Origin of the sequence: Qipengyuania citrea, assembly GCF_009828015.1 — a bacterium.
In the GTDB taxonomy this organism is placed as follows: Bacteria; Pseudomonadota; Alphaproteobacteria; order Sphingomonadales; family Sphingomonadaceae; genus Qipengyuania; species Qipengyuania citrea.
Window position 1 is genome coordinate 185,456 of the sequence record NZ_WTYG01000003.1, and the last position, 11,966, is coordinate 197,421.

Genomic DNA, 11,966 nt, shown 5'->3' on the forward strand with positions numbered 1-11,966 from the left:
GCACGGCCGCCGGTTCACGGTTCGAGCGCGGCGCGCTGCTGGCGGGCTTCCTGCGCGACCATCAGATTGCCTGCCGCCTCTGCCTCGCGCCAAAGCGCATCGCGGTGGTTGTCGTCCGCCATGCGCGCCGCTCGCGCCTCGAAACAGGCGAGCCGCATGCGGCCGCTGGGATGATGGCGGCCGAACTGCTGCGCCAGGTCGAGCGCTTCGTCCCCGCCCAGCGCGACGGCGCAGCGCAGGAATGTCTCGCTGGCACCGGGATTGAGAACCCCCGTCACGCGGTGCCGCTGCAGATCGAAACCATATTGGTCATACCAGCCCTGCCCCGCATGCATATGCATCAGATTAAGCGACACCGAAGTCGTCTCGGGCGGATATTGCGCATGCACATCGCGGTGGGCGCGGTAATGGAGCAGCCGCCCTTCATGCAGCGTGCTGGATTCGACGAACCGCAGCGCAGCGCGTTCGCCCCTCCAGCCGGCGATCTCGCGATAGTCGATCTCGAAATATTCGCTGCGATAGCCTGGGCCGAAATAGCCCATGGTGAGGAAATCGAAATTGTGGTCGTGCGCGGTGCCATAATCGAAGCTGCCGGCCCCGCTCGCGCGGAAGCAGCTTTCGCCTTCCCCCGGCCAGATATTGGCGCGAAGGAAGCTTCCCCCGCTCGGCGCCGACAGGACGATCACCTGCGGGCCATAGGCGGCCTCTGCTAGCGTATCGCGATACGCCTCCCGCAACTGCGCGATCAGCAGATCGCCGAGGAAATTGCGGTTGTTGCCCAGCCGTTCCAGACTGGCGGCGGCATCGAGCAGGCTGGTTTCATCCTGCGGATCGAACCCCTGCGCCACTGCCTCGACCGTTTCTTCGAGCGTGGCCGCGCCGTCCTGCGTATTCGCAATCACGCGGGGTATAGGGCGTGCCCCTTCCTGTCCAGCTGCGGATAGGCCGCAGCCAGCTGCGCTCGCAAGCTCGACGCGGGACCGAACAGCGGGTCCGCGCGGTCCGCTGTCATCCGCTCGAGCGCGACCAGACCAAGGGCGCTGTCGAGCGCGAGGCATTCGCGCAGCGCCTGCCAGCGCAGATGGGGGCTTCCCGCCAGCGTCGCCTGCGCAAGCGCCGGTGCGGCATCTGCGCGGCGCATCCGGCCCAGCAGCGCGAACATCAGCTCCTGTCGGCTCTCGCTGCGATCACCATGCGCACGGTGCAGCAGCTTGCCGCTGGAAATGGCGAACTGGCGCGTCGGAAGCGGCCTCGCCGCAGTCCTTACCAGCCGCAGCATGACCAGCGGGCGGTGCACATGGCGCAGGATCCGCGCCTGCCGATGGCCCGCGAGTATCATCCGTGCACCGGATGCGGCGCGTTTTGCGGTGCGCCCGATCCTGGCGTGCGATCCGTTCTCCGAGCGGATTTCCAGCAGTTCGACTTCGGCCATCCCGCCGATCACCAGCTCGTGCCGCTCGGCATCGGGGAAAGCCGCAATATCGCAGCGTCCCGCCTCCGGCGCGCATTCGTGCACCGCCAAGCCAAGCGTCACCTGTCCCCGCCCCGCCAGTTCGAGCGAATGGAAACCCCGCGCCGACTGGTGCCGCATGCCCAGTTCGACCAGCGGGAAACGGCGCTGCAGCGCGGTCAATTGCGCGATATACGGGCGCAGGAATGCGCGGGCTGCCCGCTCGCTGGCGAGCGCGTTCGCAAGCGCAGGGCAATCCGCCAGGCCATCGCCAGCCGCATAACGGTCGAGCGCCGCCAGGACGCTGCGAACGGCTTCGTCGCTGCGGCACCGCCGGACCGCACGCGTAGCTGCCTGGCGCATGACCTGCTGCATCCCATCGTCGGCACGCAGCCCGGCAATCCGCGGATCGACCAGCATCCCCCCACCCCCTTAGAGCAGCATATCGACCATCATGTGATCGAAGAGATAGATCATCACGCTGACGACCGTATCGCCTCCGCCCGATGCGGGAATGCTTCCGAAAACCCCCATTGCGGTGTCGAGTTCGGGCAGGCTTTCGAGGTCGATCTTGGGAAATTCCATGCGTGTCTCCATCCATGCAGCGGACCGTGTGAGGATCACCCGATCTGCAGGACCGGAAGCTGGCGCATTGCGGTGAGCGGTTGAAATTAAAAGATTGTAAGACCGCCAGCGGCCCGGCTATCGCAGCGCAAGATGAGCGAACAGCCGCGAAAATTCGATCCGTCCAAGGCGACGTCCTTCTTCACGGGACGCGGCCATCCCGGATGGCTGGGGCTGCAATATTCCGACCATGGCGACGATTGGGTCGAACTCGAACTGCCCTGGCGCGAAGACCTGCTGGGCGAAGAAGGCCAGCGCGTGCTCGCATCGGGCCCGATCCTCAGTCTGATGGACATGGCCAGCGGCATGGCGATCTGGCGCGCGATGGACGAGTTTTCGGCGATCGCAACGCTCGACCTGCGGGTCGATTACGTGCGCCCCGCGCGCGAGGGGGCGAGCGTTTTCGGCCGGTCGCAATGCTATCGCCTCACGCGCAGCGCGGCGTTCGTCCGGGGCCTCGCGCATGATGGCGATGCCGGCGACCCGGTGGCGCATATCCAGGCGGTCTTCATGAAGATCGCATCGACGGCGAGGCTCTGACATGGCCGACATTTCCGACATCGATGCGCTGACACCCTATGCCCGTTCGCTCGGTATCGCGCTGGAAAGCTGGGAAGACGGCATCCCGATCCTGTCGGTGCCGTTCGACGAATTGGTCGAGGGCCGGCCCGATCACTACCACGGCGGCGCGACCGGCGGCCTGCTCGAAACCGCGGGCTATGCAGTGCTACGCGCAGAGCTCGCGCGGCAGCAGCGCGCTGCGATGCTCAAGCCGATCAATATCACCGTGCAGTATCTCGCTGCCGGGAAAAGTCGGACGAGCTATGCTGCGGGGCGCATCACCAAGCTGGGCAGGCGCAGCGCGAACCTCACCGTCGAGGCGTGGCAGGACGATCGCAGCCGTCCGATAGCAACCGCTGTAATGAACGTCCTGATGGCCGAGCCTACCAACTAATTGCGCGCATCCTCCAGCTCGCGAAGCCGCTCGTCGCGCCGTTCGCGAATGGCTTCGTAGCGACGTTCGTCCGCCCACCGCCGCGCTTCCTCGATCGCCGCTTCGTCCACTGCGACACCCTGGTCGCCGATGCTGATGTCGACGGGTATGCCGTCGATCTCGGTCGAGAGAATGGCTTCGCCATCGCGGATGCGCAGCCGAGAACTGCCGTCGCCGAGCGGAATGTCGCCCAGGTCCGGCACGTCGAGCGGTTCGATCGGTCCGCCCGGATCGGTCTGTTCTCGCGGGGCCGGCTGGCTTGGCGCAGGCGCGGCGTTCAGCGCCCGGTTCATGAAGTCGCGCCAGATGCGCGCGGGCAGGCCGCCACCGCTGATCGCGCCTGCAAGCGGCGAATTGTCGTCATTGCCGATCCATACGCCGACCACCAGATCGCCCGCATAGCCGACGAACACCGCATCGCGGTTGTTCTGCGTGGTTCCGGTCTTGCCGAAATTGGGGCCGCGCAGCATCGCCGCCCGGCCGGTGCCCGAATTGATCGCCGAACGCAGCATCTGTTCCATGTCCGACTGCGTCGAGGATGACAGGCTCAAGGGGCCGTCCCACAGGTTTTCGAAGAAGCCGCGTTCCTCGCGTGCAAAGGCATGCGGTTCGACAGGCAGTGCATTGGCGGCCACCCCGGCATAGGCGGAGGTGAGTTCGAGCAACGTCATCGTCGAAGTGCCCAACGCCAGGCTTGGGTCGCCCTTCGCCAGCGGCGAGGTGACGCCCAGATCGCGTGCGGTGGCGATGACCTTCTCGCTGCCGACCTCGCCCAGCAACCGCACCGCAGCGACATTGCTCGACTGCGCAAAGGCCTGCTCCAGCGTGAGGCTCTCCGAATAGCTTCCGCGCGCATTCTGCGGGCGGTAACTGCCTTCGGCAATCTCGGTGTTGGCGATCCTGTCGTCGGGATCCCACCCGGCGCGCAGCGCTGCCAGATAGACGAACAGCTTGAAGGTCGACCCCGGCTGTCGCTTGGCCTGCGTCACCCGGTTGAACGGGGATTTCGCGTAATCCTTGCCGCCGATCATCGCCACCACCTCGCCATTGCGGCGCATCGCCACCAGCGCGACCTGCGCTTCGCCCAGCGGGGCAGCAGCGGTCACCTGCCGGGCGATGTTCTGCAGGCGGCTGTCGAGCGTCGTGGTCAACGTCTGGCGCGCATAGCCCTGCTCGGTCAGCGCGCGCGCCTCGGGGAGCGCCCAGTCGGCGAAATAGGTCCCGGTGGGCAAGTCGTTGCGCGTCCGCACGTCGAGCGCGGGCGGCTTCATCGCGCGCGCTTCCGCCGTGGTCAGATAGCCGGCGTCGACCATCGATTGCACGACGATCCGCATGCGCCGTTCGGCGCGGTCGTAATGCCTTGTCGGGGCATAGGCGCTGGGCGCCTGAAGCAGACCCGCGAGCATCGCGGCCTGGTTGGGTTTGAGGTTTTCCGGCTTGCGGTAGAAATAGTGCAGGCTGGCTGCACGTAGCCCGTACACATTGTCGCCGAAATAGGCGTTGGACAGGTAGCGGCCGAGGATCTCGTCCTTGGTCAGCCAGCCTTCGAGCCAGAAGGCAATCAACGCCTCGCGCGCCTTCCGCGTCAACGTGCGTTCAGGGGTCAGGAAGGTGAATTTCGCCAGTTGCTGCGTGATCGTGCTGCCACCGCCGGTGCCCGTCAGCGCCGCGCGTGCGATACCGCGCGGATCGACACCCCAGTGCGAATAGAACCGCCGGTCCTCGGTCGCCAGGAACGCCTCGATCACATGCGGCGGCAGTGCCGATACGGTGACCGGTTCGTCGGTGATCGCCCCGTTGCGCGCGATCGGCGTCCCGTCCGCCGCGAGCAGCGTGATCTGCGGGGCCGCGATCGGCTCGAGCGACTTGGACAGCGGCGCGGTGATTGCGAGCCACGCGGCGAGCACGATGAACAGGGCAAGGATGGCAGCGAGGATGCGCAGCGCCCACCAGCGCTTGCACCGGCCGGTCCAGTGCTCGCGCTGCCACCAGCGCGTGCGCTTCTTTTCTTCGGCATCCAACGCGCTGTCGAGCCGATCGAGCCGGCTGTCCCAATCGTCGTAATCGAGCGCATCATGCGTCGCGTAATATCCACGATGCCCCGGTGGATCGGGCAGCGGCCCGGGCTTGCGCCGGAAGGAATCGAATATGCCCATCGCCTGCTGTATTAACTTAACAATACAGCGATGGATAGGGGAGCGCGGATTAACCCCGCTTTATGCAGATTTTCCAACCACGCTCTCGGGCAGGTCGTCGCCGAACACGCGCTGGTAGTATTCGGCCACCAGCATGCGCTCCTCCTCGTCGCATTTGTTGAGGAAGGACAGGCGGAAGGAGAAGCCGACATCCTTGAAGATGGCGTAGTTCTGCGCCCAGGTGATCACCGTCCGCGGGCTCATCACCGTAGAGATATCGCCATTGATGAAGCCCTGCCGCGACAGATCGGCGACCTTGATCATGTCGGCGAGGACCTTGGGATCGATATCGGGGTTCTTCGCCTCGACGATCTTCTGCTCGGTTTCGGCGGGCAGGTAGTTGAGGCCGACAACGATGTTCCAACGGTCCATCTGGCCCTGGTTGATCTGCTGCGTGCCGTGATAGAGACCCGAGGTATCGCCCAGCCCGACCGTGTTGGCGGTGGCGAACAGGCGGAAATTGGCATCGGGCCGGATCACGCGATTCTGGTCGAGCAGCGTCAGCTTGCCCTGCTGTTCGAGCACGCGCTGGATCACGAACATCACGTCGGGCCGGCCCGCGTCATATTCGTCGAACACCAGCGCCACGGGATGCTGCAGCGCCCACGGCAGCAGGCCTTCGCGAAATTCGGTGACCTGCAATCCGTCGCGCAGCACGATCGCATCGCGCCCGACAAGGTCGATCCGGCTGATATGCGCATCGAGGTTGATGCGAATGCACGGCCAGTTGAGCCGCGCGGCGACCTGTTCGATATGCGTCGACTTGCCCGTGCCGTGATAGCCCTGCACCATCACGCGGCGATCGTGCGCGAAGCCTGCCAGGATCGCCAGCGTCGTGTCCGGGTCGAACACGTAGGATTCGTCGAGGTCGGGCGTGCGCTCGTCCGGCTTGGAGAAGGCGGGCACCTGCCAGTCGATATCGATCCCGAAGGTTTCGCGCACGTCGACGGTGGTGTCGGGCGCGGGGAGGACGGTCTTGGCGGAAGCGTCGAAGCTCTTGTCGGTCATATCGTTCATCGCGTGTGGCGGGGTAGCGGGATGGATAGGTAGCTGCAAGCAACGAAATTGCACCTCGGCCCAAGCATCCCTCGACTCCCCTTGCAAGCGGCCGCATAGTCGCGCCGATGCCGCCGATCCCCTTGTCCGAACGCCTGCGCCTCAAGCTCGTCGAGCAGGTGCGCGGCGTGTTCAACGACGTCGAGAGCGGGCAGCAGCCGGTCCCGCCGTCGGACGAGGCACTGTTCGCCAGGGACACGCCGATCCGGATGGTCCATGCCGACATCGTGGCGATGATGGTCGGCGGGATCCGCGGTCTGCTGCTGCAGATGCTGCATCCGCATGCGCTGCAAGGCGTGCTCGACCATTCGAACTTCCGCAGCGACATGCATGGGCGGCTGCGCCGGACCGCGCGGTTCATCGCGGTGACGACCTTCGGCCACCGGGACGATGCGCAGGCGGCGATCGGCCGCGTCAACCGCATCCACGCAGCCGTCGGCGGGACATTGCCCGACGGATCGCCCTATTCCGCCAGCGATCCGCGCGTTCTGGCATGGGTGCATGTGGCCGAAGCGACCAGCTTCCTCGCCGCCTATCTGCGCCATGTGCGGCCCGACATGCCGGGCGCCGAACAGGACGAATACTATCGCCAGTTCGCGGTTATCGCATTGGCACTGGGCGCCGATCCGGTGCCGACGAGCCGCGCCGAGGCCGAGGCGATCTTTCGCGAATTGCGCAGCGACCTGGCCGCATCGCCCGCCGCGCGCGAGGTTGCCGATCTCGTGCTTACTCAACGACCAAAAGGCGCCCCGCACGCGGTGCAGGCTCTGCTCGGCGCCGAAGCGGTGGCGCTGCTACCACCCTTTGCACGCTCGATGCTCGGTCTCGAACGGCCCGGACTGGCGGCAATTCCCGCGCGCGCGGCGACCTGGGGCATGGGAAAGACGCTGCGCTGGGCATTTCGCCAGACCTGATCGCCGCCCGCCATCCGACTGGCCGGCAAGCCTACTTCGCGCCCGAGACGAATGCGCCCGATTTGCGCAGCAGCTGGTAGGCTTCGACCACGCGGTTGAGGCGGGCTTCGTGCTGGCGGTCGCCGCCGTTGCGGTCGGGGTGGTAGCGACGCACGAGTTCGGAATAACGGCGGCGCAGACCGCGCAGATCGACTTCGAGGCCCAGCCCCATGGTTTCAAGCGCCTTGGCCTCGGCCGTGCTGAAGCGGCCGTCCATTGCCATTTCGGCTTCGCGGCGCGCGCGGCTCTTGATACCGCTGGCGCGCGCGGAGATTGCGTCGAGTGGATCGGTGAAGTCGGACCAGCGCGGCATGCCGTCGACCCCGCCGGTCGGACGGAAACTGGGACTTTCGGTGCGCCAGCCCGCGCCGGGAGCCTGCGCGGCGAAGATTTCCTCGGCGCTCATGCCCTCGAACCAGTCATAGCCGGCATTGAATTCGCGCACGTGGTCGAGACACAGCCAGCGCCATTCGGCCGGGCCATCGAAACCATGGCTCTGCCCGCTGGGTGCGCGGAACTCGCCGGGCTCCTCGCATGTGGGGTGGGCGCAGACCCGGCCCGTGCCTGCGTATTGTCCGTGAAACTTTGTCTGGCGCATTCGTTCTAGGATGGGGAGCGAATTGCGCTAAGAAAACCCCCGAGAGGAGAAACCTACCCGTGACAGGATCCGTGCAGCAGGAAATGGAGCGCCTATTGACCGCGGCCTTCGCGCCGACCCGGCTCGAGGTAATCAACGACAGCGCGAAGCATGCCGGCCACTCGGGCGACGATGGCAGCGGCGAATCGCATTTCACCGTAGTGATCGAAGCCGCCGCCTTTGCCGACCAGAGCCGACTCGAACGCCAGCGGATGGTGAACCGGGCGCTTGGCGACATCCCTGGCGAACGCGTCCACGCGCTGGCCATCCAGGCCTCGGCCCCAACCAGCTAGGAGGTTCGCGACTATGAGCCAGATCGACCAGGTCCTTGTTCCGACTACGCACGATCTCGGCCAGTTCACGGTCCGCCGCGTGCTGCCCGCGCGCCAGCGCAGCATGGTCGGGCCATTCATCTTTGTCGACCAGTTCGGCCCCGCGCAGCTCGATCTTGGCGCGGGCATGGATGTCCGCCCGCACCCGCACATCAATCTTGCCACGGTTACCTGGCTATTCGAAGGTGCGATCGACCACCGCGACAGCCTCGGCACGTTTTCGACCATCCGGCCCGGACAGGTCAATCTGATGACCGCCGGCCGCGGCATCGTCCATTCGGAACGCTCACCCCATGCGGAACGCAGGGGCGGACCGAAACTGTACGGTATGCAGACCTGGCTGGCGCTGCCCGACGGGCGCGAGGAAATCGATCCCGCCTTCGAAGCGATTACCGAACTGCCGGTGATCGAGGACGGGCGCGCCACGGCCATCGTCATCATGGGCGAACTGTGGGGCGAACGCGCGCCGACGACCACTCACGCAGCGACGATCTATGCCGAAATCGTGCTGGGCGCGGGCGGCGCGATCCCGCTTGAAGACGATGCCGACGAACGCGCGGTCATGCTGGTCGGCGGCGACGCGAGCGTCGATGGCCACGCGCTGAAGGAATTCGAGCTCGCCGTGCTTCAGCCCGGACGCGACATGACGCTGGCGAGCAAGGGCGGTGCGCGAGTGATGCTGCTCGGCGGCGAGGCATTTGCAACCGAGCGCCATGCCTGGTGGAATTTCGTCAGTTCGAGCCGCGACCGGATCGAACAGGCCAAGGAAGACTGGCGCGAACAGCGCTTCGACAAGGTCCCGGGCGATGAGGAGGAACGGATCCCGCTTCCCGAAGGCGCGCCGAAGACCGTAACCTATCCTTGAGGGGGGAGAATGATGAGTTTCGAAGGCAAGACGGCCTGGATCACGGGCGCGAGCAGCGGCATTGGCGCCGCACTCGCGCGTGAATGGGCGGCACGCGGCGCGCGGATCATCCTGTCGGGCCGCGACGAGGCGCGGCTGACGCAGGTTGCCGACGGGATAGACGGCGAAACGCTGATCCTCCCCTTCGACGTGCGCGACGAGGCGGCGATGAAAGCCGCGACGAAGCAAGCGGTCGACTGGCACGGCGGCGTGGACATCTTCGTCGCCAATGCGGGTATTTCGCAGCGCAGTGCGGCGGTGGATACCGACATGGCGGTATACCGCGAGATCATCGATATCGACCTCACCGCACAAATCGCCGCGACGCAGGCGCTGCTGCCCCATTTGGTCGCGCGGCAGAGCGGCACGCTGTTGTTCATCAGCTCGATCGCCGGCAAAGTCGGCGTGCCGATGCGCACCGCCTATTGCGCGGCCAAGTTCGGGCTCATCGGTTATGCCGACGCGCTTCGGGCCGAGCTGTCGCAGCAGGGGGTTTCGGTGCATGTCGTGTGCCCGGGATCGGTCGCCACCGATGTCAGCCGCAATGCGCTGACCGCCGATGGCAGCAAGCGCGGGCGCAGCGACAAGGTGATCGACAACGGCATTGCCCCGGACGAAGCCGCCAAACGTATCGTCGACGCGGTGGAGGCCAACCAGCGCGAGATCATCGTCGCCGAAGGCGTGGAAGAGGCCATGGGCGAACTGCGCCGGACACCCGATCAATTGCTCGACCAGGTCGCGGGCATGGTCGCGGCCGGATATATGGACAAGATGAAGGCGGACAGTTGAGCATGCCGCTGCAGCAGAAGCGCGTGGTGCTAGCGAACGGCATCGAACTCGATGTGGTGGACGAAGGCCCGCGCGATGCGCCCGCGCTGATCTTCCTGCACGGCTTTCCCGAAAGCCACCGCACCTGGCGCAACCAGATCCCGCATTTCTCGGGCCGATTTCGCTGCATCGCGCCCGACCAGCGCGGCTATCGCGGGTCGTCCAAGCCGCAGGAGGTGGAAGCCTATACGCCCGACAAGCTGGTGGGCGATGTGTTCCTGCTCGCTGATGCGCTGGGGGTCGAGAGTTTCACCATCGTCGGTCACGACTGGGGCGGCGCGATCGCGTGGGGAGTGGCCTATGGCGGCATGGCGAACGGCCGCGTCACGCGAGCAATTATTGCCAATGCGCCGCATCCGGTGCTGTTTCCCAAGCTCCTCTACACCAATCGCCAGCAGCGCAAGGCGAGCCAGTACTTCACGATTTTCCGCGATCCCGCGAACGATGCGCTGGTGCGCCAGCATGGTCTCGGGCCACTGCTGATCAAGGCGTTCGAAGGACAGGTGATGGCGCGCGTCGAAGAAGATGAGGCCGCGGCCATGCTGCGCGATTGGTCCGACCCCGAAGCGGCGTTCGGCATGCTCAATTATTACCGCGCGAGCCCGATGACGGTTCCGCCGCCCGATGCACCCTACGCACTGCCAGAGGACTACCAGCCCTACCCGCTGCCGACCTTGGCGATACCCACGCTGGTGATCTGGGCGATGGACGACGAAGCGCTGCCTTCCGCCAATCTGGACGGGCTCGACCAGATGGTTGCCGACCCCGAAGTTGTGCAGGTCCCCGATTGCGGACATTTCGTGCAATGGGAAGCACCCGAAGCGTTCAATGCGGCGGCCGACGCGTTCCTTGGCCGAACCGGCTGATCAGCCCTTCCATTCGATCCATGCGCCATGCGGATGGGCGGTGGCAAGATTGCGCCTCAGATCGCCGGCGGGCCAGTAGCTGGCGGTCAGCTCATGCCGGTGCGTATCGCGGTTGGCCTCCAGGCTGACCCAAGCGAGCGGCGTCTCGGAGTCCGCGCGCTGCCCCGCGGCTTCCATCAATTCGACGATCTGGTCGCGTTCGTCGCGCGGAATGTATTGCCAGACCACCGAATGCATCAGCACCCGCGTAGTCCCTCGTTCCTGCGGACGTTCCAGCCGATCGCGGAGGAAATCGACCGCCCGCCGGCGCTCGATCTCCGGCGGGAAGGTGTGCGCCGCCGCGATCGCCGTCTCCAATCGGGCGAAGCGGTCGGTAAATTCGGGCCAGATATAGGCCTTCAGGCGCGCGACCTGCCCTTCGTCGGTCAGGTCGATCGGCGACACGTCGCAGCCCTGCGCACCGACGATGTCGAACCCCTGGTCCGGCGGGGACGCGCCGCGCCATTCGGGCGCAATCCGCATGCGCGCATTCTTGGGCCCAACGCAGACGCCGCCGAGGTCATAGCGATATCGCCGCATCATCAAGTTGACGCCCGCGCTGGAGCCGATCTCGAGCAGGTCGAAATGGCCGGGAAGCCCCTGTTCCACCAGCCACAGGAATGCTGCCGCGAAACTGGCCGACCGGCCGGCTTCGTTGGTCTGGGGCGGACCGTCGAGCCACGGCATCAGGAAGGCTTCGTGCCGTTCGATCGCCGCAGCGACGAGTTCGGCGGCATTGTTCGGGCCCAGTCCTTCGTAGATCGGCGACAGGCCCGGCTCTTCCCCGCTCTGGTGCAGGGCGTGCAGTCCCCCCGCTACCCGTAGAGGCAGTGCATCGGCCAGCGGCGGACCGGCCCAGCGGCGCACCCGGCGCATGAAGGCGCCGCCGCGGTCCGTATCGAGCAGGTCGCCAACCGCCTGGCAGACCAGCGCGGTGACCCCCGCGCGGTTGTCGCGGCAATAGGCCACCTGGTTTTCGAAAGCGCGTGCCACCGCCGCCGGGCCGGTGGCCCCCGGCGTGGTCACGACATATTTTGCCTTGTCGATCGCCATTGCCCTTTGCACCCTCGCTGCCTATTTGCGCATCC

14 protein-coding genes are annotated in these 11,966 nt (G+C 66.0%); 7 read left to right on the plus strand and 7 right to left on the minus strand.

Annotated elements, in window-relative coordinates; genetic code table 11:
* Positions 1-14: 14 nt before the first annotated feature.
* From GRI55_RS11015 to GRI55_RS11025, 3 genes are read right to left on the minus strand one after another with little or no spacing between them, the layout of a single operon-like run.
* Positions 15-902, minus strand: coding sequence for a transposase (locus GRI55_RS11015; protein ID WP_202392471.1), 888 nt, complete (start codon positions 900-902; stop codon positions 15-17).
* Positions 899-1,870, minus strand: coding sequence for a hypothetical protein (locus GRI55_RS11020; protein WP_160767193.1), 972 nt, complete (start codon positions 1,868-1,870; stop codon positions 899-901). The genes GRI55_RS11015 and GRI55_RS11020 overlap by 4 nt, the downstream gene beginning before the upstream one ends.
* Positions 1,871-1,882: 12 nt before the next feature.
* Entirely contained in the window at positions 1,883-2,035 is a 153-nt protein-coding gene (locus GRI55_RS11025) for a hypothetical protein (protein ID WP_156488935.1), read from the minus strand.
* 132 nt (positions 2,036-2,167) lie between these two features.
* On the opposite strand from GRI55_RS11025, the gene GRI55_RS11030 reads away from it, so the two are divergent.
* Together GRI55_RS11030 and GRI55_RS11035 are read left to right on the plus strand one after the other, a co-directional pair.
* Positions 2,168-2,614: a PaaI family thioesterase gene (locus GRI55_RS11030; RefSeq protein WP_050599345.1), complete on the plus strand. Its 447-nt coding sequence runs from the start codon at positions 2,168-2,170 to the stop codon at positions 2,612-2,614.
* 1 nt (position 2,615) lies between these two features.
* Complete coding sequence (locus GRI55_RS11035) at positions 2,616-3,029, plus strand: PaaI family thioesterase (RefSeq protein ID WP_160767194.1); 414 nt, start codon at positions 2,616-2,618, stop codon at positions 3,027-3,029.
* Here the strand turns inward: GRI55_RS11035 and GRI55_RS11040 are convergent.
* Both GRI55_RS11040 and GRI55_RS11045 read right to left on the minus strand, forming a co-directional pair.
* Positions 3,026-5,224, minus strand: coding sequence for a transglycosylase domain-containing protein (locus tag GRI55_RS11040; RefSeq protein WP_160767195.1), 2,199 nt, complete (start codon positions 5,222-5,224; stop codon positions 3,026-3,028). The two genes, GRI55_RS11035 and GRI55_RS11040, sit on opposite strands and share 4 nt — an antisense overlap.
* Positions 5,225-5,284: 60 nt before the next feature.
* Positions 5,285-6,280 (minus strand): AAA family ATPase, encoded by a 996-nt coding sequence (locus GRI55_RS11045; protein WP_063510593.1) that lies wholly within the window; start codon positions 6,278-6,280, stop codon positions 5,285-5,287.
* Positions 6,281-6,387: 107 nt separating this feature from the next.
* Between GRI55_RS11045 and GRI55_RS11050 the strand changes: the two genes are divergently transcribed.
* Complete coding sequence (locus GRI55_RS11050) at positions 6,388-7,233, plus strand: oxygenase MpaB family protein (protein WP_160767196.1); 846 nt, start codon at positions 6,388-6,390, stop codon at positions 7,231-7,233.
* A 31-nt stretch (positions 7,234-7,264) separates the two neighbouring features.
* Here the strand turns inward: GRI55_RS11050 and GRI55_RS11055 are convergent, their stop codons facing one another.
* Positions 7,265-7,870 (minus strand): J domain-containing protein, encoded by a 606-nt coding sequence (locus GRI55_RS11055; protein WP_050599350.1) that lies wholly within the window; start codon positions 7,868-7,870, stop codon positions 7,265-7,267.
* Between the two features lie 59 nt (positions 7,871-7,929).
* Here GRI55_RS11055 and GRI55_RS11060 point away from each other — a divergent pair, with 59 nt between their 5' ends.
* Genes GRI55_RS11060 through GRI55_RS11075 form a run of 4 tightly spaced genes read left to right on the plus strand, consistent with a single transcriptional unit; the run spans position 7,930 to position 10,839 of the window.
* A complete protein-coding gene (locus GRI55_RS11060) occupies positions 7,930-8,202 on the plus strand; it encodes a BolA family protein (RefSeq protein WP_228135184.1) in 273 nt (90 codons plus the stop codon).
* Positions 8,203-8,215: 13 nt separating this feature from the next.
* A complete protein-coding gene (locus GRI55_RS11065) occupies positions 8,216-9,106 on the plus strand; it encodes a pirin family protein (protein WP_160767197.1) in 891 nt (296 codons plus the stop codon).
* Between the two features lie 12 nt (positions 9,107-9,118).
* On the plus strand, positions 9,119-9,934 hold the full coding sequence (locus GRI55_RS11070; RefSeq protein ID WP_063512896.1) for an SDR family NAD(P)-dependent oxidoreductase: 816 nt from the start codon (positions 9,119-9,121) through the stop codon (positions 9,932-9,934).
* Between the two features lie 2 nt (positions 9,935-9,936).
* Positions 9,937-10,839 (plus strand): alpha/beta fold hydrolase, encoded by a 903-nt coding sequence (locus GRI55_RS11075; protein ID WP_160767314.1) that lies wholly within the window; start codon positions 9,937-9,939, stop codon positions 10,837-10,839.
* Here GRI55_RS11075 and GRI55_RS11080 read toward each other — a convergent pair whose 3' ends face one another.
* Positions 10,840-11,931, minus strand: a complete 1,092-nt coding sequence (locus tag GRI55_RS11080) for a DUF2332 domain-containing protein (protein ID WP_063512142.1) — start codon at positions 11,929-11,931, stop codon at positions 10,840-10,842.
* Positions 11,932-11,966 lie beyond the last annotated feature (35 nt).

Bases quoted from the DNA above. Each gene is read 5' to 3' on its own strand.
- GRI55_RS11020 (WP_160767193.1), bottom strand. From the start codon at position 1,870: ATGCTGGTCGATCCGCGGATTGCCGGGCTGCGTGCCGACGATGGGATG.
- GRI55_RS11025 (WP_156488935.1), bottom strand. From the start codon at position 2,035: ATGGAATTTCCCAAGATCGACCTCGAAAGCCTGCCCGAACTCGACACC.
- GRI55_RS11030 (WP_050599345.1), top strand. From the start codon at position 2,168: ATGAGCGAACAGCCGCGAAAATTCGATCCGTCCAAGGCGACGTCCTTC.
- GRI55_RS11035 (WP_160767194.1), top strand. From the start codon at position 2,616: ATGGCCGACATTTCCGACATCGATGCGCTGACACCCTATGCCCGTTCG.
- GRI55_RS11040 (WP_160767195.1), bottom strand. From the start codon at position 5,224: ATGGGCATATTCGATTCCTTCCGGCGCAAGCCCGGGCCGCTGCCCGAT.
- GRI55_RS11045 (WP_063510593.1), bottom strand. From the start codon at position 6,280: ATGAACGATATGACCGACAAGAGCTTCGACGCTTCCGCCAAGACCGTC.
- GRI55_RS11050 (WP_160767196.1), top strand. From the start codon at position 6,388: ATGCCGCCGATCCCCTTGTCCGAACGCCTGCGCCTCAAGCTCGTCGAG.
- GRI55_RS11055 (WP_050599350.1), bottom strand. From the start codon at position 7,870: ATGCGCCAGACAAAGTTTCACGGACAATACGCAGGCACGGGCCGGGTC.
- GRI55_RS11065 (WP_160767197.1), top strand. From the start codon at position 8,216: ATGAGCCAGATCGACCAGGTCCTTGTTCCGACTACGCACGATCTCGGC.
- GRI55_RS11070 (WP_063512896.1), top strand. From the start codon at position 9,119: ATGAGTTTCGAAGGCAAGACGGCCTGGATCACGGGCGCGAGCAGCGGC.
- GRI55_RS11075 (WP_160767314.1), top strand. From the start codon at position 9,937: ATGCCGCTGCAGCAGAAGCGCGTGGTGCTAGCGAACGGCATCGAACTC.
- GRI55_RS11080 (WP_063512142.1), bottom strand. From the start codon at position 11,931: ATGGCGATCGACAAGGCAAAATATGTCGTGACCACGCCGGGGGCCACC.